General features: G+C 51.4%; 19 protein-coding genes. 4 read left to right on the top strand and 15 right to left on the bottom strand.

Features of this window, described 5'->3' with window-relative positions; all coding sequences use genetic code 11:
* Window positions 1-63: 63 nt before the first annotated feature.
* The 5 genes from FXY30_RS04495 to FXY30_RS04475 form a co-directional block, all read right to left on the bottom strand.
* A complete protein-coding gene (locus FXY30_RS04495; protein ID WP_071705499.1) occupies window positions 64-1,023 on the bottom strand; it encodes a peptidylprolyl isomerase in 960 nt (319 codons plus the stop codon).
* Window positions 1,010-4,534, bottom strand: coding sequence for a transcription-repair coupling factor (gene mfd, locus FXY30_RS04490; protein ID WP_083428208.1), 3,525 nt, complete (start codon window positions 4,532-4,534; stop codon window positions 1,010-1,012). The genes FXY30_RS04495 and mfd overlap by 14 nt, the downstream gene beginning before the upstream one ends.
* Window positions 4,534-5,217 (bottom strand): aminoacyl-tRNA hydrolase, encoded by a 684-nt coding sequence (gene pth, locus FXY30_RS04485; protein WP_071705497.1) that lies wholly within the window; start codon window positions 5,215-5,217, stop codon window positions 4,534-4,536. The genes mfd and pth overlap by 1 nt, the downstream gene beginning before the upstream one ends.
* Window positions 5,214-6,167, bottom strand: a complete 954-nt coding sequence (locus FXY30_RS04480) for a ribose-phosphate diphosphokinase (protein ID WP_071705496.1) — start codon at window positions 6,165-6,167, stop codon at window positions 5,214-5,216. The genes pth and FXY30_RS04480 overlap by 4 nt, the downstream gene beginning before the upstream one ends.
* 88 nt (window positions 6,168-6,255) lie before the next feature.
* Window positions 6,256-7,374 carry a DapH/DapD/GlmU-related protein gene (locus FXY30_RS04475; RefSeq protein WP_071705495.1) on the bottom strand — a complete coding sequence of 373 codons (1,119 nt, stop codon included), beginning with the start codon at window positions 7,372-7,374 and terminating at the stop codon, window positions 6,256-6,258.
* A 135-nt stretch (window positions 7,375-7,509) separates the two neighbouring features.
* Here FXY30_RS04475 and murC point away from each other — a divergent pair, with 135 nt between their 5' ends.
* Window positions 7,510-8,895, top strand: a complete 1,386-nt coding sequence (gene murC, locus FXY30_RS04470; RefSeq protein WP_071705494.1) for a UDP-N-acetylmuramate--L-alanine ligase — start codon at window positions 7,510-7,512, stop codon at window positions 8,893-8,895.
* Here the strand turns inward: murC and FXY30_RS04465 are convergent.
* From FXY30_RS04465 to FXY30_RS04420, 10 genes are read right to left on the bottom strand one after another with little or no spacing between them, the layout of a single operon-like run.
* Complete coding sequence (locus FXY30_RS04465; RefSeq protein WP_071705493.1) at window positions 8,889-10,220, bottom strand: tetratricopeptide repeat protein; 1,332 nt, start codon at window positions 10,218-10,220, stop codon at window positions 8,889-8,891. The two genes, murC and FXY30_RS04465, sit on opposite strands and share 7 nt — an antisense overlap.
* A 39-nt stretch (window positions 10,221-10,259) precedes the next feature.
* Window positions 10,260-10,973: a hypothetical protein gene (locus tag FXY30_RS04460; RefSeq protein WP_071705492.1), complete on the bottom strand. Its 714-nt coding sequence runs from the start codon at window positions 10,971-10,973 to the stop codon at window positions 10,260-10,262.
* Window positions 10,974-10,981: 8 nt separating this feature from the next.
* A complete protein-coding gene (locus FXY30_RS04455; RefSeq protein WP_071705491.1) occupies window positions 10,982-13,327 on the bottom strand; it encodes an endonuclease MutS2 in 2,346 nt (781 codons plus the stop codon).
* A complete protein-coding gene (locus tag FXY30_RS04450; RefSeq protein ID WP_147659380.1) occupies window positions 13,290-15,671 on the bottom strand; it encodes a peptidase U32 family protein in 2,382 nt (793 codons plus the stop codon). The genes FXY30_RS04455 and FXY30_RS04450 overlap by 38 nt, the downstream gene beginning before the upstream one ends.
* A complete protein-coding gene (locus tag FXY30_RS04445; protein ID WP_071705490.1) occupies window positions 15,668-16,063 on the bottom strand; it encodes a cell division protein ZapA in 396 nt (131 codons plus the stop codon). Before FXY30_RS04445 ends, FXY30_RS04450 begins: the two co-directional genes overlap by 4 nt.
* A gap of 41 nt (window positions 16,064-16,104) precedes the next feature.
* On the bottom strand, window positions 16,105-18,555 hold the full coding sequence (gene pheT, locus FXY30_RS04440) for a phenylalanine--tRNA ligase subunit beta (protein WP_071705489.1): 2,451 nt from the start codon (window positions 18,553-18,555) through the stop codon (window positions 16,105-16,107).
* 10 nt (window positions 18,556-18,565) lie between these two features.
* Window positions 18,566-19,606, bottom strand: coding sequence for a phenylalanine--tRNA ligase subunit alpha (locus tag FXY30_RS04435; RefSeq protein ID WP_197675354.1), 1,041 nt, complete (start codon window positions 19,604-19,606; stop codon window positions 18,566-18,568).
* A gap of 36 nt (window positions 19,607-19,642) precedes the next feature.
* Complete coding sequence (locus FXY30_RS04430; protein ID WP_071705487.1) at window positions 19,643-20,488, bottom strand: TrmH family RNA methyltransferase; 846 nt, start codon at window positions 20,486-20,488, stop codon at window positions 19,643-19,645.
* A complete protein-coding gene (locus tag FXY30_RS04425; protein ID WP_071705486.1) occupies window positions 20,455-21,141 on the bottom strand; it encodes a potassium channel family protein in 687 nt (228 codons plus the stop codon). The genes FXY30_RS04430 and FXY30_RS04425 overlap by 34 nt, the downstream gene beginning before the upstream one ends.
* A gap of 9 nt (window positions 21,142-21,150) precedes the next feature.
* On the bottom strand, window positions 21,151-22,512 hold the full coding sequence (locus FXY30_RS04420) for a TrkH family potassium uptake protein (RefSeq protein ID WP_197675353.1): 1,362 nt from the start codon (window positions 22,510-22,512) through the stop codon (window positions 21,151-21,153).
* 229 nt (window positions 22,513-22,741) lie between these two features.
* Between FXY30_RS04420 and infC the strand changes: the two genes are divergently transcribed.
* The 3 genes from infC to rplT are packed head-to-tail and all read left to right on the top strand — an operon-like array spanning window position 22,742 to window position 23,841.
* Entirely contained in the window at window positions 22,742-23,275 is a 534-nt protein-coding gene (infC, locus tag FXY30_RS04415; protein WP_071706109.1) for a translation initiation factor IF-3, read from the top strand.
* 9 nt (window positions 23,276-23,284) lie between these two features.
* Window positions 23,285-23,482: a 50S ribosomal protein L35 gene (gene rpmI, locus FXY30_RS04410; RefSeq protein WP_019189787.1), complete on the top strand. Its 198-nt coding sequence runs from the start codon at window positions 23,285-23,287 to the stop codon at window positions 23,480-23,482.
* 14 nt (window positions 23,483-23,496) lie between these two features.
* A complete protein-coding gene (rplT, locus tag FXY30_RS04405; RefSeq protein ID WP_071705485.1) occupies window positions 23,497-23,841 on the top strand; it encodes a 50S ribosomal protein L20 in 345 nt (114 codons plus the stop codon).
* Window positions 23,842-23,864: the final 23 nt, after the last annotated feature.

Below are 23,864 nucleotides of genomic sequence, written 5' to 3'. Positions count from 1 at the left end.
TGACGAGCCTACGTGTTGTTCTATACCCTTTTTAGATCGTCCCTTATCATAGGAGAATCTGTATTAATTTTTGGATGCCTCACTGCTCTCTGCAGGAGCCGCGGAGGCATCTGCCTTTGAGCTCTGCTCGGAAGCTTCGGCAGAAGACGCGGAGGACGCGCTTTCGCCTTCAATTTTTACGTCTGCCGCCGCAATCTGTTGCTGCAGATACTGCGTATATTTATCAGCGTTGATCTTTTCTACAATCGCATCATGCAAGGCTTCAACGGTATCGTTACGCTTCGTAACTTGAATGATGTGGAAACCGAACTGGCTCTTGACCGGATTACCGATCTCTCCCACCTTCTGCTCCATAACGGCCTTCTTGAATTCCGGAACAAACTTGGAGGGAGAGCTTTGTCCGAGACTTCCGCCATTTTTCGCCGACTCGGTATCCAAAGAGACCTCCTTGGCGATATCCTCAAACTTCTCACCCTTCCCCAGACGCTCTTTGACTTTATTGGCTTCTTCTTCCGTCTTGACGAGAATGTGATTTGCCTCAACGGTGATCAGTTCCTCTTTATGCTTCTCAAAATACTCTTTGATTTCGGCGTCCGTAGGCTGATGTTGCTGGTTGAACCATTCTTTGTGCTTACGCGAGATGGTTTCGTAGCGCAGGCTGTCTTTCAACTGTTCATCCGTGATGCCGAGCGATTTAATGGTATTGCTGTAATTGGCAGCGCCGCCGTAGGCTTTGATCGCATTGTCATATTCCACCGCATAATCTTTATCGGTGATTTCCACCTTGTTCTTTTTGAGCTCCTGGAGCATCACTTGTTCGGCAATAAGGGACTCGCGAATGGTCATCGGCAAACGATATTGGGCAGCGATCATGCTTTTATAAAGATCCAGCTGGGAATCGAACTTCGCCTTTGTGATCTTCTCGCCGTTGACGGTGGCAAAAGTCTCTTGCGAGCTCCCACAGCCGGCCAATGCCAACATGCCGGCTAAAGCCAGCGCTACTACCTTTTTATTGCTTTTCATGAATATCTTCCTCCTTGTTTTTCAACTGCGTCATAAGTAACAGTAATCGTTTCGTATCCTTCAGCTTGTTCGGCGTTGCCGCAATTTTGAAGCGCGGCTCTTTCTGAAAATCGAAGGTCAATGGACCGGTATAGCCTTCGGAAATTGCCTTTAGCTGTTCCACGGAAAATTGTTCGAAACGTTCATAACGCAATTCGATCGCTTCCTCCGTCTCCTTAATACGAGAAAAGCCCAAATCACTTGCCCATCGTTTAATGAGAGCGATGGTAAGCAGGTTTTCGACGCTTTCCGGAGGATCTCCGAAGCGATCAATCAATTCCTCTACAATTCTACCGTAATCTTCTATATTTTCAATCGCAGCGATCTGACGATACATCATGATTTTGTCGGAACTTTGAGGGATGTAGCTCTCCGGAATGAAGGCGCTGACCCGCACATCGACGGTAATGTCCTCCCGATGCGGCTTTTTGATTTCCCCTTTCGCACGCGCGACCGCCTCCTCCAACATGCGCACATAAAGCTCATAGCCGATGGACTCAATGTGTCCGGACTGGCTTTCGCCCAACAGATTTCCCGCCCCTCGCAGCTCCAGATCGCGCATGGCAATCTTATAGCCGGAACCGAATTCGCTGAAGTCTCGAATGGCCTTTAGTCGCTTCTCCGAAATTTCCGAAAGCACCTGATCGCGTTCATACGTAAAATATGCGTAACTCTGCCGATCGGAACGACCGATGCGTCCCTTCAGCTGATAGAGCTGCGCAAGCCCCATACGGTCGGCTCGCTCCACTATGAGCGTGTTCACGTTGGCGATGTCCATCCCGGTCTCAATGATGGTGGTGGACAGCAGGATATCCGCTTTTCCGGAAATAAAGTCTTCCATCACGTTTTCCAATTCGCGTATACTCATCTGCCCATGGGCTACAGCAATGCGTGCCTCCGGCACGAGCGCTTGCAGGCGTTCATAGGCAAAATGGATATCATGGACACGGTTATGCACGACATAAATCTGACCGTTACGATCCAGCTCGCGGCGAATGGCATCGCGAAGAACCTGGGGATCGGCTTCCAACACATAGGAAATGGTCGGATAGCGTTCTTCCGGCGGTTCTTCCAACAAACTCATATCGCGAATGCCGGTAAGAGAAAGCTGAAGAGTGCGTGGAATGGGTGTGGCCGACAGCGTTAGCACATCCACATTCTCTTTGATCTTCTTCATCTTCTCCTTATCCTTCACGCCAAACCGTTGTTCTTCATCGACGATAAGTAACCCCAAATCCTTGAAATGAACATCCTTGGAAAGCAGGCGATGCGTACCTACCACAATATCAACACTGCCCTGGCCGAGACTTTTTACCACCTCTTTCTGCTTTTCCGAGCTCTTAAAGCGTGATAAAAACTCAATTCGCAGAGGAAAAGACAGAAAGCGATCCATCATGGTCTGATAATGCTGCTGCACAAGAATGGTCGTCGGCGCCAGAAATGCTACCTGTTTTCCGTCCATTACGGCCTTAAAAGCCGCGCGCAACGCCACTTCCGTTTTGCCATAGCCGACGTCGCCGCAAAGAAGACGGTCCATTGGCTTATCGCGTTCCATATCCTGTTTGATTTCCTCGGTTGCCCGAAGCTGGGAGGGTGTTTCTTCATAAGAAAAGGACTCTTCAAATTCCCTTTGCCAGGGTGAGTCCGGTGCAAAGGAATGTCCCTTCACTTTTGTGCGCTTGGCGTATAAATCCAATAAATCTTCCGCGATGGCATCCACCGCTTTTTTTGCTTTTTCCTTGGAGCGCTTCCATTCGCTTCCGCCAAGCGAGGAGATGCGCGGTTTCGGACCGCCACTGCCGATATATTTCGTGACCAGATCCATTTCATCGGTCGGCACATAGAGCGCATCCGCGCCCTTATAACTGATCTTAATAAAATCTTTTACCAAACCATCGTACGCAATGGTTTCTGTGCCTAAAAATTCGCCGATGCCGTAAAGCTCATGTACCACATAATCGCCGGGTGTTAAATCCTGATAATTGAGCAGATCGCTCTTGCGCCGTGGACGATGCGCCGCTTTGCGTTTTTTCTCCTGTCCGAAAATCTCTGTGCGTGAGAAGATCACGACATTGCTATCCACCAGCTGAAAGCCATGCAAAAGTGACAAACGGCTCAGGACAATCTTCCCTTCCCCAAGCGATTGTTCCGTATTTCCCGCCTCTTCTCGGAAAAATTGCACATCCGATTCCTGAAGCCGCTCGGCAAGAGATTTTTCCGCCGAGCCGCAGGCAAGCAGCACTTTTTTCTTTTGCTTCTGCATCCAGCGCAAATAGGCCACAAAATCCGTCCATCGATGATGGAAATTTTCCAATTCTCGCGTCCGTATCTGCAACAGTGCATCCGGCGTGAAGGAATGCGCCTTTTTAAGAATTTGCGTAAGATTGATCATGGCGTAGGCGGAAAGGCTTTCGACGACCTCTTCCGCTGTTAGCAGGTGATGAAGATGTTCCCGCAAGAGCTCCGATTGTTCCGCTAACGTTGTTACTGTCTCCAGAACCAAGGCATCCCGCCGTTTTTCGGTTTCGATAATGCGTGCGATGTCGTCAAAGACCACCAGCGCGTGATCCGGAAGATAATCCATCAGCCCCGCTAGGGCATCCTCATTGAGATATGCCTGTGCAAGGTCGGGATTATCCACATGATTCTCGGTCTCCAAGGTATCCAGGAGACGATAAAATTTTTCCAAATGTGATGAGCGATGTTCTTTTTTTGCCCTTTGCTCGGCTTGCGCAATATCTTTTTTTAAACGCCGAATCACATCTTGACAATCCGCATCGCTGAAGAGCAAGTTTTCGGCAGGCGTCAATAGAACCTTCTCCACCGCTTCATCGCTTCGCTGCGTTTCCACAGAGAACGTATGGATACGGTCGATTGTCGTATCAAAGAATTCAATGCGATACGGTTGCGTCGCCGAGGGCGGAAATACATCCAAAATGTCACCGCGCACAGAAAATTCTCCGGCATGTTCCACGGACGTCGTACGCACATAACGCATCGCAACGAGCTTTTGTATCACCGTCTCCGGCTCCACCTCACTCTCCACTGCGAGAGAAACGACACTCTCCGCATAGCGTCTTGGGGGTACGACACGGCGTTTTAAAGCCGTCAACGTAGTGGAAACGATGAGGTTCCCACCGTTATAAAGCCGTTGCAGAACGGCTAACCGTTGGCGAGAAACGGGTGAAACAACGGTATCGGTTTTAAAAAAGCGCCACTCCTCTTCCGGATAGGTAACGACATTCTCCATTCCGGCGGATACTAAGGCATCCGTAAAGGAACGAGCTTTTACCGCCGATTCAAACACGACAAAAACAGGACAGCTTCGTTTCGCCGCCAGAGCGGCTACAAAGGGTCCTGTGCTTTCCTCCACCAAGCCGTGAAGATGGATGCGCCGTTTTCCCGCCTGCAACGTTTGCAAAAGGCGAGAAAAACGGGGCTCCGATAAAAACAGTTCTTCTACTCTATTCATCAATCTCCGCAACGCTTCGCGCTTTTACGGAACGCATCCTGTTCCTCGCGCTCCCGATCCTGCTTTGCCTGCTGCTTTTTCTCTTCCTCGCTTTGCTGTTGAATGGAAGGGGCGATCCACCCGTTCCAGGTGTTCATCGCGGTGGAAACACCCTGGTTCAAAATGTCGAGTACAGCCTGCGTTGCCGTCTCCACTTCCTCATCAATCGTTTTGCGCTCGTCCTCGGTGAAGCGGGCAAGAACAAAATCTGCAAGATCCCACGAGGCGGGGCGATGTCCCGTCGCAACCTTAACACGCGCAAAGGCATCGCTGCCAATCTCCGAAACGATGGAGCGCAGTCCGTTGTGTGTGCCGGCCGAGCCCTTTTCCCGAATGCGAACCGTTCCCAGATGAATATCGATGTCATCTACGATAACCAGAACATCCTGCGGTTGTACATGATAGAAATCCATCACCTGTTTGACGGCTTTTCCGGACAGATTCATAAACGTCTGTGGTTTCACCAACACCAGCTTTTCACCTGCGTGGCGGCCTTCACCGATCAATGCATCCCATTTGTTACGATCCACGGCAATGCCCAATTTTTGCGCCAAGCGATCCAACACTGTAAAGCCTATATTATGGCGCGTTCCGTCATAACGCGCGCCCGGATTTCCCAGGCCAACAATAATTTTCGTGCTCATCGGGTGAATAACCCGCTGACAGATTTGAACGAGTAAATGCGACGAATGGCTTCTGCCAGCAAGGGCGCCATCGAAACAATTTCAATCTTCTCATTCATTTTCTCTTCATCCAGCTTTACCGTATCGGTAACCACGCATTTTTTGACCGTGGAGCGCATAATTTTTTCTGCGGCATTTCCGGAGAGAAGCGCATGGGAAGCGGTGATGTAGACATCTTTCGCTCCGCGTTTCGTGAGATAGTCGGCTGCGTTCGTAATGGTACCGGCGGTATCAATGATATCGTCAATGATGATGCAGTTTTTGCCTTCTACATCGCCTATAATGTCCACCACTTCGGAGACATTGGCTTCCGGGCGATGCTTTTCAATGATCGCAATGGGAAGGCCGAGAAGATGAGAGAAGGCACGGGCGCGAGTTGCTCCGCCCAGATCCGGGGAGACTACCATCCACTCCTCCGGAGCATCCTTGATCAACGGACGGAAATAATCCGCTAAAAGACGTCCTCCCTGGAAATGATCGACAGGAACATCAAAATAGCCCTGAATTTGACCGGCATGCAGATCGACCGTAATCACGCGATCCACGCCGGCGGTTTCGAGCAGATCGGCAACGAGCTTGGCCGTAATCGGTTCGCGTCCACTCGTTTTACGATCTTGGCGGGCATAGCCGTAATAGGGAATCACAAGATTGATATGGCTCACGGAGGCGCGTTTAAAAGCATCGGTGCAGATAAGAGCTTCCATCAGATGATCATTGACCGGACCGGAAGTAGGTTGAATGAGAAAAACATCGTACCCGCGAACCGTCTCATTAATTATGACGCTAATCTCGCCATCCGCGAAATGTCCGACCTTCATGTCGCCAAGCGGCACGTCCAATTCACGACAGATTGCCTGCGCCAACGGCAGATTGGCATTTCCCGAAAACACCTTCATTCCCACACGTTCCATAGATCCCCCTTTGTCTTTTTGTGTCTACAAGCCCGGCCTGCGCGGTTTTATCGAAGCCGCTTCGAGTCCCCCACGCGATACGAATATCTTACAACAGCCCTTTCTCTTTCCGTCGGGCCACATAGCCCGGAATACTGCGCTGTTCCGCCCTCTCCACCGCCAAAGCGCCTTTGTCCACGGGCTTTGTAATGGTCGATCCGGCAGCGATAAAGCTTTCGTCTTCCAATTCCACCGGCGCAACCAAATTCGCGTTGGAGCCGATAAAAACGTGGTCGCCGACGATGGCTTTATGTTTGTTTTTTCCGTCATAATTGCAGAAAATAACTCCGCAGGAAATGTTGACGTCTTTTCCGACTTCGGCGTCACCGATATAGGCAAGATGTCCCGCCTTCGTGCCTTCACCGAGGGTAGCCTTCTTGACCTCCACGAAATTACCGATGTGCACGTGCTCCCCGATGACCGCATGGGGGCGCAGATGCGAGAACGGACCGATATTGGAACCTTTTTTCATAACCGATTCCTCAATGACGGAAGAACGAATCGTCACTTCGTCGCCAATTGTGGAATCGATGATTTCCGATCCTTCCGTGATGAGGCAATGCTCCCCGATAACGGTTTTGCCCATAATACGAACCGTACCGCGAATCCATGTGCCCTTACTGATCTCTGCCTCAGGGGAAATGCGTGTAAGGGTTGGCTCATCAATGCGCACGCCTTTTTCCATCCAGGCATAACAAATCTTTTGCGCCAGATGCTTTTCGGCCAACTGCAATGTCAAAAAGGAATTCACAACCGGAATGTCGAGGAAAAGTTCATCCACCACGGGATCCGCCTCGTCCGGCTTCGCAACATCCATCCATTCCTCAAAAAAGGTGTCAAAGTCGTTAGCGAAGGCATCTTGCAGCAGTTTGCGTTCCTCCTCGCTCACCGTAACCGCCGCCGGATGTCCGTCATAATCCGTCAACACGCGCTGTTCATCACTGTAGAACCGATACAGCATCGTCTCATCCAGTCCCGCTGCCGCTTCGTGGAGGACGAGGAGATCGCCCTGACACGCGTCAAGTCCGTCCTGAAGAATCGTCCAGGACGGACCTGCTGCAGCTTGCATAACCAATTCGCGAATCGGATGACCCAGTATTCGCGTTTCCTCTTCCTGCGCGCGATGCGCATTCAAAAAGGGTGAAGATAAAATCAAAATAGAAGGCATGTTTTCTCCTTATGGATCCCTGTAAAATCAAAATTATTATACACAAAGCTCGCCCGGAAACCAACCGACGTGCGTTCTCTTCTCGCGTTCTCTTCTATGGTATAATACCGACTTGAGTGATCGTGAGGAGGAAACATGTTTCAATTTACTTTGCAGCCAACAAAAATAAAAAAAGTCCATTTTATCGGCATCGGTGGTGTCAGCATGTCCGGCATTGCGGAGCTTCTGCATGACAAAGGGTTCACCGTCACCGGATCAGATATTCGCGAAAACAAGTATGTCCGCCATCTGGAATCGGTGGGCATCCCTGTTATGATCGGACAAAAAGCCGAAAATATCACCAATCAAGAATTTTTTGTCTACACGGACGCCATCCTTCCCACCAATCCGGAGCTGCAGGCCGCGATTGCGACGCGCAAGCCCTGTGTGACGCGTGGACAGTTTTTAGGCGCTTTAATGCAAAATTTTCCTTCTTCCATCGCCGTTTCCGGTTCCCATGGCAAATCTACCACCACGTCCATGATTTCGGACATCCTTATTCGCACCGATGAATCGCCCACCATTTTGTTGGGCGGAACATTGGATGATATCGGCGGAAATGTTCTTTCCGGGGATGGCCCGTTCTTCCTGGCCGAGGCCTGTGAATATAAGGGCAACATTCGCTATTACTATCCGCAAATCGCTATTGTTCTAAATTTGGATGAAGATCATCTGGATTATTACAAGGATATGGATGATATCGTCAATGCCTTTGAAGGCTATATGGAAAATATTCGCCCCGATGGCGTAGCCATCATCAACGCGGACGATCCCCATTCCATCACGCTTCCTTCTCATGTTCATGGAAGAGCGATTACTTATGGCATCAATACAACCGATGCGGATTATTATGTGACGGATGTCACCTTTGATCCCGTCGGACATCCGGCATTTACGCTGCGTTTTCCGGATGGCACAAGCGAGCACTATCAGCTGGGCATTATCGGGCGCTTCAACATTTATAACGCGGTCGCTTCCATCATCGCCTGCGACGTGACGCACGTGGATCGACGCATTATCAAGCAAGGAATAGAAGAATACCGTCCGCTGCATCGCCGCATGGAATACGTGGGAGATTTTCGCGGCGCACGGGTGCTCACCGATTACGGCCATCATCCCGTCGAAATTCGCGCGACACTGCACGCGTTGGCAGAGCATAAAACGAAGAAGCTGTGGTGCGTTTTCCAGCCCTACACCATTTCGCGCACTAAGACGCTTATGGATGATTTTGCAAAAGCCTTCGGGGATGCGGATGAATCCGTCATTACTGCCATTCAGGTTGCACGCGAGGTAGATACCGGTGAAGTCACCGGGGAAGATCTTGTGGAGCGCATTTATGCCCATGGCGATAAGGCTGTTTTTCAAGAGACCTTTTCCGATGTATGCGAATATCTAAAGGATCGCGTATCGAAAGACGATATTATCCTGACCACCGGTTGCGGAAACGTCGACGAATTGGCGGAAATGCTGGTTCGCTACTGAGCGGAAAGCTGTTCGCGCAGGCGCATCACTTCATTGAATAATTCGTCCGAAAGGTCATCATAGGAAAGGATCTCATCGATATCTTCCTGTGCTTTTTTCCTTTCTCCTTGATCTACGTAGAGCACCGCACGGTTGAACAGCAGGCGAAGCGCATCCGGATGGGCTTCTAAGCCTTCCGACGCAGCAGCGATGGCTTCCTCCACTTTATTTTGTGCATTGAGCGCATACACCAGACCGTTATAGATATCTTCTAAATTCCCGCCTTCGTCCAGTGCCGTACGAAAGGCTTGTTCGGCTGCTGCAAAATTGCCTGTATTCTGATACACCACGCCGAGATAGTAATCTGCGTCGTATCGCTTGCTCTCGGCCTTCGCCTTCATCAGGGCTTCGCGGGCGCGATCGTAATCGGCGCGGCGCAAATAGTAGATGGCATTCTCCATCGCCGCATCGGGTGCAATGCGCGTGATGCTCTGTCGCAATTCTTCTTTCATGGTTTCGTGCTCACAGTGCGCCAGCGCATGCGAATAGTAGGCAGTTGCTTTCAAATAGCGGCCCATATGTTCCTGTAACTCGCCCAAGGCCGTATTGGCAGCAACATCGTCTTCCTCTTTACGAAGCACCTCTTCGAGCAGATGATTGGCTTCGACAAGAAAGGCGGACTGCGGGGCACTTTGCCAAAGCAGTCGAGCATATTGCACGGCGGCAACCGGTTCGTCGGGATTGAGCAGATACGCCCCACGAAAAGACAAAAGAGCTGCTTCCCATTCTTCGTTCACTTTTTGATCCCGCTCATCCGGGTGCGGTGCGTTTTCGTGGAAATGCGCATCCTGATCGATTTCGTCCTTCAGGGCATAGGCCTGTTTAACGTGTCCCATTCCTAAATGGAGCGCATACCCAACGGGATCCTTGAGCGCTTCCTGCAAAAATTGGCGGTACACGGAAACATAGCGAAATTCGGGATCAATGGCGAGCATCCACACCATCCCGCTTAAAATCGCTCGCATGGGAATTTCCTGATCGAATGCTTCTTCTACGCCTTCCAGAAAATCGCGCAGACGAATGGGAATCGGCACGCCCAGAAGCGATGAAGGAGCAGAGGACGCCTGTTCTTTTAATTCAATAAAGGCAACTCTTGTGTTTTTCGCTCGAAAATAGGCCTCAATGTCCGTTGTTTCTTCGGTATTGTGCGAATCGCAGCATGCTCCCTGCGAGTCGTGATGATGTTCCGTGTCATGGTCATGACAACAGCAATTTTCATGGCCGTTATGGTCCTGTTCCGCATGGTCCGGATGATCGTGTCTACATTGGCAATCGTGATGGCTCATCGTTTTTCCCTCTCTTTTTCTATCAGTGCATGGAATGCATTAGGAGCGCTTCCGGTCAAATTGATGATGAAACGCGCGGGAGCGCGGCGTAGAAAAATACAGGATACGGAATAAGATTCCTTTTGTCAGCGCATAGGATGAATAAAGAACTGCCTGTAACACGACCGCTCCAATGCCGTAGAAGGTAAAACCCGCCATGGAAAACATCGCCGGATAGAAGAGCAGCGTTAACCCGGCGCATACCACGCTGTAGAGAAAAAGCGGTTGCCAGTTATCCCGCCAAAACTCCAGCATCGCGGAAAATACGCGTGCAGAGGGCTCATGGGCAAGATAAACCACTTCAAAAAGCGGCGCTGTAAATACTTTCCAAACCAGGCCCAGAAGTAAAAGCAAGTGCGCAGGAAGAAGAGGAGAAAGCACGCGGGAAGCGAAAAGCTCGACCACGAAGAGCAGGAAATACGCCTGTGTCAAGGGCGGAAAAAACGCCCCATCCAACTGAAAAAGATCGTTGGGTCTCAACGTTTCACGTGCAAAAAGGGTGGTCATGATCGTTGCCAAATGCGTTCTTATGATCATTTCAAGAAGCCAGGCAAGAAATCCGCCGGCCAAAACGCCGGTAACAGCCATGACCGGCGTAAGCAATTTTTGCGCCACAGCATACGCCAAAGCTGCCAACAGCAAGACCGGAAAAGCCTTAATTAGCACCTTTAAATCTTCCCAAAATGTCGAATAGACGTTTTTGATGTCTTCCATCATTCCTCCTATTTCAATACCACATCCGTGGCTCCCGTACCGCCTTCCCGGACATCCGCAAAGGCGAAGGATACGACCCGACGGTCGCGTTTTAATCGTTCCTGAATGCCCTTGCGAAGGGCACCGGTTCCCTTTCCATGGATGATCCGTACTTTATTGTACCCCGCCAGCACACAATCATCTAAATACTTATCCACCGCATGCATGGCATCATCAAACCGCTCGCCACGCAGGTCCAAATACGGTAACGAATCCTTCGCCGTATTGACGGAGACAAAAGAGGACGGGGCTTTAGGCGCCACAATCCGGTCGGGTTCCGATACGCGCGCAAGATCTCGTACATTGGAGCTGACAGTAAGAATGCCCATCTGCACTTTTACATCGCCATTGCGATCCGGCCCCTCGACCAGAATGCCGGTTTGGTTAAGCGAAAGAATCTTCACGCTCTCGCCCATCTGCAGGTTCTGAGGACCCGGACGATAGGCATCCGCTTTAACCTTTTGATGTTTCTTCTCAAATGCCTTGGCCGATTCCTGTACTTTATTATACGCACGATCCAGCGCCGGGCGCTCTCCTTTTAGCGCATCTTTGGCATCGCGGAGCATATTCTGTGCCGTTTCCCGCGCCTCGTTTATGATATCGTGCGCTTTTTGTTCCGCATTTTGCATTTGTCTCTCGTACGTCTGCTGCGCCTGTTCCAGCTCCTGTTTCATATGAAGCAATTTTTGCTGATAGGCTTCCCGTTCTCGGCGAATCTGCAGGCGCTCTTCTTCCGAGGCCTGTCGACTTTTTTCAATGTCCGCCAACACATTCTCGAAGCGAATGGTGCCATGATCCAAATAACTCTCCGCTTCCCGAAGGATGTTCTCCGACAGGCCGAGGCGCCTGGAAATCTCAAAGGCATTAGATCTTCCCGGCAAGCCGATCACCAAACGATACGTCGGAGAAAGCGTCTCGACATCAAATTCCACAGACGCATTTTGTACGCCTTCTTCCTGGATGGCAAACAATTTTAATTCCGCATAATGCGTGGTCGCCACGGTACGAATATCCTGATCGCGCAGTTGCTTGAGAATCGCCATAGCCATGGCCGCGCCTTCGGTGGGATCCGTTCCCGAGCCCAGCTCGTCAAACAGCAAGAGGGCATCACGATCTGCGGAGGCTAAAATATGGACAATATTGGTCATCGAAGCCGAGAACGTAGACAAGCTCTGCTCAATGGACTGCTTGTCGCCGATATCGGCATAAATGGACGAAAAGATGCCTACAACAGACGGCGCACGTGCCGGTATTTGCAGGCCGGATTGCGCCATGGCCTGTAACAGACCGAGGGTTTTGAGCGTAACGGTCTTGCCGCCCGTATTCGGCCCGGTAATGATGAGCGTCGTATAGTCCTTGCCGAGGCGAATATCGATGGGCACGACATTTTTCCCAAGCAAGGGATGTCGCGCCTGCTGCAGAGAAAGAGAGCGATCGGTGGAAAAGGTCGGTTGGGAGCAGCCGGTCGCCAGTGCATACTGCGCCTTGGCGAAGGTGAAATCCATGTGAATCAGGATCTCTTCGTTTGCACCCAATTCCTCTTGAAATTCGGCCACCTCCTGCGAAAGATCCGCTAAGATGCGCTGAATTTCCTCCTCTTCCTCGCCTTCCAGCGAGCGAATTTCATTGTTCAGCTCGACGATGGCCAACGGTTCCACAAATGCGGTCTGTCCGCTGCCGGAGGAATCGTGGACAACGCCCTTCACCTGATTGCGATTGGCCGCCTTTACGGGCAAAACATACCGTCCGTCGCGCATCGTAATTAAATTTTCATTGAGATATCCCGCCTGTGCGGCGTGCGCCAAAATCTCATTGAGACGTATCTTAATTTGGTCATTTTTTGTCCGCAATTTTTGCCGGATGGTATACAGCGTACGCGAAGCGGTATCGGCCATCGTGTCCTCTGTTACGATGGCATCCGAAATCGCCCGTTCGAGACCATCCTGCAAGAAAAGGCTCTGAATGGTGCGCACGATGACGCCTTCTTCCGCTTCCGAAACATAGCGTTGCAATTCCCTTGAAACACGAAGCGCATCGGCAATGTGCAGCAAATCCCGCATAGACAGTACGCCACCCAGCGCGGCACGTTTGAGCGAAGCACGAATCGGATAGATGCCGAAAAGCGGAGGATTGCCAAAGGCCAACAAGAGCCGCACGGCATCCGCCGTTTCTTCCTGCGTGCGCAATACCGTCTCGCGCTCTGTCGAAGGACGCAAAGCCAGTACGCGATCGCGTCCAACAGCGGATTGCGCATGTTGCGCAACAAGCGTCAGTATCTTATCGTATTCCAGCGTTTTTAATACGCTCTCCTGCATGACTTCTCCTTACCGTTTTTAGTACCTCGTAGGTCTCTTGCCCGACATCCACTACGCGGAGCCAGGAAGGCTTGATCCGGGAAAGCAGCGTCGTATCCTTGCGTAAATCGATTCGTGTCGGGGAAAGCAGTTCTGTATACCCTTTTCTCCGCACCATCGGCCGTTTGCCATACGAATCGACAAGAAGCACATCCTGCCGAAATGTACAGGTTTTGCAATGCTGCTCATCATGACATCCCTTCAGCAAAGCACAGGGACATTGTCGCAAAAGCATGCCGGGGGCCGGGCCGAAATAGAGCATTTCCGCCTCCAATGCAGAGGAAGGAAAAGAAAAGGCTTCCTCTTTTGTGCATTCGACAGAGATCGCCGTGCGAACGATGGGAATCTCTCTTGCCCACCGGGAGACTTCTGAAAACGCGTCGCTATTGCGTAAATTGAAACCGAACCCCAGGGCGATCGATATGGGATGTGGCAAATTCTTCATGGCCCGCAAAACATGTCCCAATTCGTTAAGGGTGCGCACGGTAATACCATCAAAAGGATGCGATAGAGCACGGGCCTCTTCCCAGCAGCAAAGCGCCGCGTCGCTCTCCTGTAAAAGCGGAAATGCCCAATCGACCGAAATTCCCACATCTCGCCAAACCCGGGCATGGGTCAGATCCGAAAGCAACACGCGATCCACGTTCTCCAACACGCCGGAGAAAGCGTCCGGATCGCGATCCGTTTCCAAAAGAATGCGCGGTATTTTAGTCGCTCGGGTTTTCTCTTGGGAAGGATACGCACCGAGGACGGATGTTTGCTCTTCCATGCGTTGCGAGTTTTCTTTCGAGTAGAAGTCGCTTGCAGGCGTCCCATTTGCAGTCGTCGGCCTCTCGCGTAAAGTCGAACGACTCAACGCATGGGACAAGGTATTCAATGCATCGCGTCGTGCCGCATTTAATTGGCTGACCGGTACAAAGGCTCCGTCTTCCAACGAGACCATGAGCTTCTCCAACTTAAACGCCGTATTTCCCACCTTGCGAAAGGCACGTTCCACCGTTTCGCGGTCCAGAGCGTGCGAACGTGCAGGCGAAACCACCGCCCCCTCCCATACGATCTCTTCCCGTCCGCTTCGGGCGATCACGTGAAGAGGCTTTTCCGGCGCAATCGAAACCGAAAGCGTAAGCGGCATTCGCTCATCCTTTTCCCTCTCCTCCGCTAACGCTTCCTGCAATTTTTTTCGCACCGTTTCGGTATACACCAGAAGAACGGACGAGTTCCGGGGAATATCGCGCATCGGAAACAGCAGCTTGCTTCCCGCCGGGTAATCCTCGGAAACCGTATAGGGAAACGTGCCGCGTTTCCCCTGCAGCATGAGCATATCCCCCGCTACTAAAGATTCTTTCGTAAACACATAGCGCTGACCGTCGTCCTGTACATCAATGGTTCCGATGCATTCGCCTCCGGATTGTTTCCGATCAAACGCCATGTCCGTTCCGAAGGCATGAAACATCAGGCCCTCCGTAAACGGACGGTTCGTCATCCGTTGCAGTCCTTTTGCATCATAGGGTTGCTTTAGAAGAGCATTTCGATAGGCCGATACCGCAGCAAAGACATACTCCGGCTTTTTCATGCGTCCTTCGATTTTTAACGAATGCACGCCGATGCGTGAAAATTCCGCTACACGGTCAAGCGTCATCAGATCGCGCGGACTGAGATAGGTGTTTTCGGCACCGAGGATTTGACCATTCGGACGTTGCAACGTGTACGTCTTTCGGCAGGGCTGCGCACAAGCACCGCGATTTCCACTTCGCCCGCCGGAAAAGGCGCTCAAATAGCATTGTCCCGAAACCGACATGCAAAGCGATCCATGTGCAAACACTTCCACTTCCAAATCGGTTTGCTGCACGATGCGTTCCACTTCCTCTATACTTGTCTCCCGACCGAGAACTACACGGGTATAGCCAAGGCCTTGCAATGCCAATGCGCCATCCAATGACGTCACGGACATCTGCGTCGAGGCGTGGCGTTCCAGATTCGGAATCTCCCGTTTCAGTCGGGACATTAAACCGAGATCCTGCAAAATGGCAGCATCCAGCCCGGCATCAGCAAGCGGATGCAATAAAGCAAGTACGTCATCCATTTCTTGTTCCATGATGAGCGTATTGGCTGTGAGAAACACGCGAACACCACGGCGATGCGCTTCTGCGATGAGCGCAATCAGTTCGTCCACTTCAAAATTTTCCGAATAGGCGCGTGCACCGAAGCGCTTTGCACCCACGTAAATGGCATCGCACCCGGCAGCAAAAGCGGCACGAACCATCTCCTGATTGCCCGCAGGGGCAAGAATTTCCGGTCGGCTCATTGATCCATCCCGGCACTTCCCTTTGCCTTGGGTCGCGTGGGACGACTGCCGATCGTCTTTTTGAGCTGCTGTATCTCCGCCATTAAAGCATGATTCTTTTCAAGGCATTGATTTGCTTCTGCTTGTGCCTTTTCCGCTTGCTCCTGCGCCTTTTTCACCTCGGCATGCGCCGCTTCCACTTCCGCTTGCGCTTGCAGACAGGCATCGGCTAAATTCATACAGGCCAAGGTCGCTTGCATCGTATTGTTGTAACGCGTCTGTGGAGAAGCGGAATCCTGGATCGCTTTGGTTGCCAGAGAGACCACTTTACGCATTTCCGCCTCGTCGCGCGCACTGTGTAACACATAACTTTGTCCGAAAATCTTGACTTCCATTCGATTGCGTGATGCCATGACAACCTCCTTCTCTTTTCCTCTCGATACCAATCTTCTTCCTACTGTGCTCGTAATGTGGCGCCGGCATCGGCCAGCACATCACGGATTTCCTTCATGCGCGCATGGATCTCTTCTGCCGTAAGCGTACCCGCATCCGAGGCTAATTCCACACGCAATGTGACCGATTTATGCCCTTCGGGAATCTGCTTTCCGCGATATTCATCCACAAAGGCAATGGACACGGCGCGATCGCCGATGGCTTCTTCCATTTGTTTCCATGTGGTCTCTTCACGAACCAGAAGCGAGAGATCCTGGAAAACATGCGGATATTGCGGAAGCGCTGTAAACGTATTGGTGCGCGAATCAAAGGCCTTCAGTTTTTCCATATTGACGACAAAGAGACATGCATCCTGATATTTAATGTCGGCGCGAGCCTTGGTACGTGTGGAAAGAAGCCCCATTACACCGACGGCCTTTCCGCGAACCATAATCGTCAACCAGGCTTCGCGATCCGCCCAATAAGGGCGTTCTTCGCGTGTAAAGGTGAACGTATCGGTCTGCACCGCTTGGCCGAGTGCCTCCAGAACCCCTTTTACCGTGTAAAACAGTTCTTGCGGGTTATTGCCCACCACGGCACCGACCAATTCGCGATGCATGGCCGGCAACACTTCATCCGGGGAGGAGGGACTTTGGGCACCGACGGTATAGACTTGGCCCAGTTCAAATAGACGGAACGCATCATAGAAGCGCACGTTCTTCACTATCGCCTCGATAACATTGGGCACATGCGACGTGCGTAAGGTCGCCTGATTCGGCGCCGGCGGCTGTTCCAGACGAAGCATTTCCTGCGACGTAATACCGCAAAGCTCGGCGTATTCGTCTTTTACCCAGGGATAGGAAAGAATTTCCTGAAAGCCGAAAGAATATGCGAGCGTTTCCCGAATCCTGCGCTCCAAGTCCATTTGCGGCTGATGCAGCGCTCCCGTGAGTGTCACTTGGGGAGGAATCAGCGTAAAGTTTTCATAACCGATCATGCGCGCCACTTCTTCCAGAATGTCATCCGGAAGAGAAATGTCACCGGTTGAGCGCCATGTCGGCGCGGTCACGAGTAGCTCCTGCTCCTTTTCATTTTTTGTAGCAACGCAGGAAACCGTAAAACCGAGCGGTTCCAGCATTTTCGTAATCTCTTCCACGGAAAGCGACCGACCCAACCGTCGGGAAAGCCATTCGCAAGTAACGTGTACTTCGGCTTTTTCCGTCATTCGTTTCTGTTGCTCTGCAAAGGCAACAAGACGCGCCTCCGGGAAAATGTCACGCATGAGCTTCTGCCAAAGGCCGAAGGTGGGATCCATGCGTTGGGCATCAATGCCCTTTTCATTGCGCGATGAGGCTTCCGTGCGAATACCGAACCTCTGCGCCGTCTTTCGTATGGTTTCCGGCTTGAAATTTGCGATTTCCAAAACCGTTTCACGCGTTTGCGTAGAAATGGAGTCGTGCTTACCGCCCATGGCGCCTGCCAGCCCCAAGGCCTTCTTATGATCCGCAATGACCAGATCTTCCGTACTGAGCGTGAGCTGTTTTCCATCCAGAAGCTCCAGCGCTTCCCCCTCTTCCGCACGACGGGCAAGCAGTCCGCCCTCAATATGATCGGCATCGTAGGCATGCGTCGGCTGCCCGTAGACCATCATGACGTAATTGGTCATATCGACTAACGCATTGATGGGGCGAATTTCGCATTTCATGAGCAATACCCGCATCCAGAGCGGCGCTTTTCGACTGTCCACCCCGGTGTACTGTGCGGCGAGCATGCGTCCGCAAAGCTCGGGATTCACCAATTGGAGCGGATAGGCCGGCACATCGACCTTCTCCACTTCATCCATCGGCGTCAGTTCGGCATGATAAATGGCGGAAAGCTCACGCGCAATGCCATAGTGTCCCCATAAATCGGGACGATTGGTGATGGATTTGTTTTCAATCTCTAAAATCTGATCGTTCAGGCCCAGGGCCTCGGCAATCGGCATGCCCGGCGCAAGCGTAACTTTCTTATCGATGCCTTCTTCCGTCAGATCGACGATATGATGCACATCATTCGTAGGAAAAAGAGTTTCCAGACCGATCTCCCCTGCGCCGGCGATCATGCCGTACGAATCCATGCCGCGCAGCTTTGCCTCTTTAATCTCGACCGGCTCGCCTTCCCCATGCCAAACGGCGAAAGAACCGGGAAGCGTAACGATCACGTAGTGTTCTTCAATGAGGTTGTCGCCGCCACAGACGATCTGCCGAGTGCCCTCTTCGCCGAGATCCACCTGCACCACGCGCAGGCGATCCGCATCCGGGTGCGGAGAGACCGTTTTAATTTTGCCCACGACGATGCGTTCATACCGCTTCGCCAAATCCGTCGTCCCCTCCACCTCCACGGTGCGCATGGTCAAATCATAGGCGAGCTGCTCCATGGTAAGATCTTCCGGAAGTGCGACGTACTGTTTCAGTAAATTATAGGAAAGTTTCATGTCTTTCTCCTTAATGGAACTGCTTCAAGAAACGCAAATCATTGCTGTGGAATAAGCGCACATCGTCCACCGCATAGCGCATCATCACAAGCCGGTCTAGGCCGATATTAATGTAGAAGCCCGACCAGATCGTGGGATCCAATCCCGCGGCCTTCAGCACGTTGGGATGCGGCGATCCACCCGGCATGACTTCAATCCAACCCGAATGATGACACGTCCGACAGCCTTCTCCATGACAAACTTGACACTCCATATCGATTTCAAAGCCCGGTTCCACAAAAGGGAAAAAGCCGGCGCGCATTCTCGTACGCACGGGATGGCCGAAGACCTTTTCGAGAATGGTATCAATGAGCAATTTTCCGGACGCGAAGGAAAAGTCCTTCTCGACAATAAGTGCCTCGTACTGCATGAACGCACGTTCGTGACGGGCATCGGTCGTTTCGTTGCGAAATACGCTGCCGGGATAAATGAAACGAGCCGGCGCACCATGTTTCAACAAATAGCGCACCGAAGCCCCGGTCAAATGCGGGCGCAGTGCCAGCCGTTCCGCGCCGTGCTTCTGTTCCGTTCCGGCGAGCCAATAGGTATCCATGGATTCGCGTGCCGGATGATTCGGCGGAAAATTCAGATTGTCAAAGATGTATTTTTCACTGGAGATTTCGTCTTCGCTAAACAACACAAACCCCATGGACTGGAAGGCATCGTTAAGGTCGTACATCATCTGGATGCTCGGATGCAATCCACCGAGAGAAGGAATCGTTCCCGGACGGGTAAAGTCCAGAGGATGTTCCACCACGCTCGCTTCGTCCATCAGATCTTCTTTTCGTACGCGAATCGCCTCATGAAACTCCTGCTTGATCTCGTTGGCACGTTGGCCGACGGCGCGACGCTCTTCCGGTTCCAAGGTGCGCAGATTCTTCAGCAACTCCATAAGCGGGCTTTTCTTTCCCAAATATGCCACGCGTTGTTGTTCCAGTTCTTCTGCGGAAGAAGCCTCTTGAATGCGCTGTAGCGCTTCTTCACGAAGGGTCTCCAGTTTTTCTAACATCATTTCCTCACTTCCTATTCTGCGCTCTGTCGAACGTTTCTATTTATTACGCCCTGTTGGCGGGTTTGTTTCGGCTGTTTTGGCCATCCTCGGTTGTGCCATCGCCATGATCACCGATCCCGAAACGGCGGCATTCAGCGATTCCCCCTCCCCCTGCATGGGAATCGTGATGGGATGGTCAAGCTCCTTTCGCACTTCCCGGGAAATACCGTTTCCCTCATTTCCTACCGCTAAAATAAAGTGCGCCGGCCAAGGACAAGTATGGACCGATTCGCCTTGCAGGTCCGCTCCGTAGAGCGGCAGAGCCAATTGCTCTTTCCAAGCGGAAAAAGTGCCTTCCTTTACGCTGGTTACCGTCAGGCGAAAGGTGGAACCCATTGCGGCACGAAGACACTTGGGACTAAAAACGTCGGCCGAAGCAAGCGTAGCAATATGCGTAAAGCCGAAGGCTTCTGCACTGCGTAAAAGAGTCCCCACATTTCCCGGATCCTGCAGATGATCCAGCAAAAGCCATCGAAAGCCCACATCCTCTGTATGGCTTTCTTCAGGAATGCGAACCACCGCTAAAATGCCATCCGGATGTTCCATTGTGGAGAGCTTTCGGAAAAGGGGGAAAGGCAATTCCACAATTTCCGCCGGGTTCGTTTCCTCCGCTTTTCGTCGATAGGAAAGCATCGCATTCCACGCTTCCTTGTGCTCCTCGGAGAGCAGAACCGCGAGGACTTCCCCCCGCGCATCAAAGACATCGGCGACAAGCTTTCGACTTTCCACCAGACAACACCGTTCTTTTTTCCGTCCTTTTGTGGAAAGAAGCGATCGCCAAAACTTATAACGCGCATTTTGCGCGCTTTCTAACCGATTTTGTTTTGGCGTTGTGCGACCCATCTATCCAATCCTTGAAAATCTTCGTTTGATCCCAGCCCATACAATACATCATTGCGTTGAAAGGCATCCTCCGGACCGGGGTTGATCTGCACCTCTCCGTTGCGCTTAATGGCGATAATGCTGATATTGAGCAATTGGCGAATGTTCAGATCATTCAAATTGGAGCCGATCCAAGTTTCGGGAACCGGAAACTCCTCAATCGAATATTCTTCCGACATCCGCAGATGCTCATAAATGGAACTTTCCGTCAGTAGATGCGCCAGACGTATGCCTTCTTCCCGTTCCGGAAGGATCACTTTCATGACCCCTATGCGATGTAAAATGCGGCCATGCCGTGAATCCTTCGCTTTGGCAATCACCAAGGGAATGTTCTTTTCCCGACAGATGGTTGCCGCCATGATGGAGGATTCAAAATCGCCGCTCATGGCAATTACGGCAACGTCCACATCTTTTAGGCCGATCCCGTCCAACGCCCCGTCCTGCGTAACATCCGCCTGAACGGCGACGGTTACGTCTTCAGCAAGTTCATTGACCACTTCCGCCGAAGCATCCACAGCCAGAACTTCCATGCCCTGTTTTGTTAATTCCAACGCTAAGCTGCGGCCGAATCGCCCGCAGCCAATGACCGCATAGGATTTTTTCTTTCCTTCCATCTTTTTCTCCTATCCTACTAAAAGGTGTTCTTGCGCCAAACGGTTGTTCTGTACGCGCGCTTTTGGGATCAACGCGTGCAGAAGCGTTAAGGGGCCCAGCTTTCCGTACAGCATCGTGAGAGCAATGAGCATCTTACCCGTTACGCTCAGCTGTGGAGTGACGTTCTGGGTCAAACCGACGGTGCCGAAAGCAGAGATCGTTTCAAACAATAAGCCGCCCAAGGGAATCGCCTTCTCCGTGATGCTAAGGAAAAACAGAACCAGAATGTTCCAGATCGTCGCCAATGCGAAGAGTACAAACGCGTTGTGCACCACCTCCTGTGCAATGGTCCTTCGAAAAACCGACACATCACGCGACGAACGCAGTGCACTGGACAAGCCTAAAAGCAAAGCAACCATGGTTGTCGTTTTGAGGCCTCCTGCTGTTCCGGCCGGGGATCCCCCGATAAACATCAAAAAGATACTGCCCAATCCGCTTGCCTGTGTCATTTTATCCTGCGCAAAAGTACAAAATCCGGCTGTTCGTGTCGTTACCGACTGGAAAAAGGCGTTCAACCCTTTTTCCGGCAAGGAAAGGGCACCAATCGTTTGTGGATTATTCGCTTCCATCAGAAAAATGAGAACCGTTCCGCCAAGCAATAAAATTGCCGTGGAAGACAAAACGATTTTGGAATGCAGATGTAACCGGTCTCCCTTGCGCATACGCCATAAATCCAGATAGACGGTATAGCCGATGCCGGCAAGGATAATAAGTGTGGCAATCGTCAAGAGGACGAGCGGATCGTGTTGATACGCTGTGAGGCTCTCCGGCCCCAGGAGGTCAAATCCGGCATTACAGAAGGCAGAAATGGCATGGAACACGGAAAACCACAAGCCCTTTATTACACCAAATTGCGGTACGAAGCGTAGGGCAAGAAAGAACGCCCCCACACCTTCCAGGACGAAGGTCGCCAGAATGATAAATTTGATCAGACGCACCATGCCCGTCAATTCGTTCTGATTCTTCTCTTCCATGAATCGCTTGCGATCGGCGATGGAAAACCGCTGATTGGTGAGCAAGCCGAAAATGGCCACAAAAGTCATGATGCCGAGTCCACCGATCTGAATCAGCAGAATTATGACGATCTGTCCGAACAGCGTCCAATGCTCGGCTGTAACAATGGGAGAAAGTCCCGTCACACACACGGCGGATGTGGCCGTAAACAAGGCGTCCGGCATCCCGGTGATCTGCCCATCCTGCGCCGAAATTGGCAACATCAGCAAAAGCATGCCCAGAAAGATGACCCCTAAATAGCCCAATAGAAAGTACAACGGCGTGTTCCCTTTGAGCGTATCCAAAATCGTTTTTTTTGGCTGTTGTAAATGATCCACAATAATTCCCTTCTTGGTTGCCAGCGTTTTTCTTTCCGTTTGCCGACACACGCTATTTATTATAACGCACTCCGTGATTCAGCGCTTGACCAACGGAAGAATGTGCGCTATACTACCTTCGGATCAAGAAGAGCTCCCACTCTCACCGACCGACAACGGTTGTTCGGTTATTTCTGAAGACAAATTCAGCAGAATTTGCGTGTTGGAGTGGGCTTTGCCCGCTTTTTTTATGTTCAACAGGAGGTGCACTATTAAGGAACTGGCTATTAACGAGCAAATACGCGCAAAAGAGGTTCGTTTGATTGACGTCGAAGGCGAACAACTCGGCATTGTATCGATTCAAGATGCCAACGCAAGGGCGGAAGAAGAACATTTGGACTTGGTGCTGATTTCGCCGAATGCGAATCCCCCCGTCTGTCGTCTGATGGACTATGGCAAATTTCGCTACGACACGCTCAAAAAGCAAAAAGAACAGCGCAAAAATCAGAAGAACAGCGAAACCAGAGAAATTCGTCTGAGCCCGCGTATTGATGATCATGACCTGGAAACCAAGTCGAAGAAGATCTATGAAATTCTGGACGCCGGAGATAAGGTCAAGATCAGCGTTCGCTTTCGCGGCCGCGAATTGGGGCATACGGAGCAGGGACGTGAAGTTCTTGAACGCCTGTTCGCTTTGGTGCAGGATGTTGGACAGATGGATCAAAATCCGAAAATGGAAGGCCGCAGCATGGTTATGCTGGTGGGGCCGAAAACAGAAAGTTAAGGAGCGATCATGAAAGCAAAAATGAAAACCCATCGCGGTTCGGCCAAGCGTTTCAAACGCACCGGATCCGGTCAGCTCAAGCGCTTTTTCTCTGGAAAGAGCCATATGACCGGTAAGTACACCGGCAAGCGCATCCGTCATCTGCGTCAGTCGACGGTCGTAAGCAAAAGTGATATGAAGCGCATCGACAAGATGCTGCCGCGTTAAAGGAGGCGCAAACCATGGCACGTGTAAAAGGTGGCGTAAACGCCAAGAAAACACATAAAAAGGTCTTAAAACAGGCGAAGGGCTATTTCGGTGCAAAATCCAAGCTCTATCGCGTGGCGAAACAAGCCGTTATCAAATCGCTGCAGTATTCCTACATCGGACGCAAACAGCGTAAACGCCAGTTCCGCCAACTCTGGATTGCCCGTATTAATGCGGCCTGCCGCGAAAATGGCACCAACTATTCAACCTTTATGAGTGGACTGAAAAAACAGAACATCAACATCAACCGCAAGATGCTTTCCGAGATGGCCATCCATCAACCGGAAGACTTCAAGGCGTTGATCAGCCAAGTGAAATAAGTTTTTTCCTTTCCGATGTAATA

Source organism: Murdochiella vaginalis, assembly GCF_902381775.1.
GTDB lineage: Bacteria > Bacillota > Clostridia > Tissierellales > Peptoniphilaceae > Murdochiella > Murdochiella vaginalis.
The sequence above is the reverse complement of the archived record's forward strand: the minus strand, read 5'-3'. Positions and strand labels throughout refer to the sequence as shown.

Excerpts from the sequence above, each read along its gene's own strand:
- pheT (WP_071705489.1), bottom strand. The coding sequence starts at position 18,555 with ATGAAACTTTCCTATAATTTACTGAAACAGTACGTCGCACTTCCGGAA.
- FXY30_RS04480 (WP_071705496.1), bottom strand. The coding sequence starts at position 6,167 with ATGGAACGTGTGGGAATGAAGGTGTTTTCGGGAAATGCCAATCTGCCG.
- FXY30_RS04465 (WP_071705493.1), bottom strand. The coding sequence starts at position 10,220 with ATGAGCCATCACGATTGCCAATGTAGACACGATCATCCGGACCATGCG.
- FXY30_RS04425 (WP_071705486.1), bottom strand. The coding sequence starts at position 21,141 with ATGGAAGGAAAGAAAAAATCCTATGCGGTCATTGGCTGCGGGCGATTC.
- FXY30_RS04435 (WP_197675354.1), bottom strand. The coding sequence starts at position 19,606 with ATGATGTTAGAAAAACTGGAGACCCTTCGTGAAGAAGCGCTACAGCGC.
- FXY30_RS04455 (WP_071705491.1), bottom strand. The coding sequence starts at position 13,327 with ATGCAGGAGAGCGTATTAAAAACGCTGGAATACGATAAGATACTGACG.
- FXY30_RS04460 (WP_071705492.1), bottom strand. The coding sequence starts at position 10,973 with ATGGAAGACATCAAAAACGTCTATTCGACATTTTGGGAAGATTTAAAG.
- FXY30_RS04450 (WP_147659380.1), bottom strand. The coding sequence starts at position 15,671 with ATGAGCCGACCGGAAATTCTTGCCCCTGCGGGCAATCAGGAGATGGTT.
- FXY30_RS04445 (WP_071705490.1), bottom strand. The coding sequence starts at position 16,063 with ATGGCATCACGCAATCGAATGGAAGTCAAGATTTTCGGACAAAGTTAT.
- murC (WP_071705494.1), top strand. The coding sequence starts at position 7,510 with ATGTTTCAATTTACTTTGCAGCCAACAAAAATAAAAAAAGTCCATTTT.
- pth (WP_071705497.1), bottom strand. The coding sequence starts at position 5,217 with ATGAGCACGAAAATTATTGTTGGCCTGGGAAATCCGGGCGCGCGTTAT.
- rpmI (WP_019189787.1), top strand. The coding sequence starts at position 23,285 with ATGAAAGCAAAAATGAAAACCCATCGCGGTTCGGCCAAGCGTTTCAAA.
- mfd (WP_083428208.1), bottom strand. The coding sequence starts at position 4,534 with ATGAATAGAGTAGAAGAACTGTTTTTATCGGAGCCCCGTTTTTCTCGC.
- FXY30_RS04430 (WP_071705487.1), bottom strand. The coding sequence starts at position 20,488 with ATGGGTCGCACAACGCCAAAACAAAATCGGTTAGAAAGCGCGCAAAAT.
- FXY30_RS04495 (WP_071705499.1), bottom strand. The coding sequence starts at position 1,023 with ATGAAAAGCAATAAAAAGGTAGTAGCGCTGGCTTTAGCCGGCATGTTG.
- FXY30_RS04475 (WP_071705495.1), bottom strand. The coding sequence starts at position 7,374 with ATGCCTTCTATTTTGATTTTATCTTCACCCTTTTTGAATGCGCATCGC.
- infC (WP_071706109.1), top strand. The coding sequence starts at position 22,742 with ATGTTCAACAGGAGGTGCACTATTAAGGAACTGGCTATTAACGAGCAA.
- rplT (WP_071705485.1), top strand. The coding sequence starts at position 23,497 with ATGGCACGTGTAAAAGGTGGCGTAAACGCCAAGAAAACACATAAAAAG.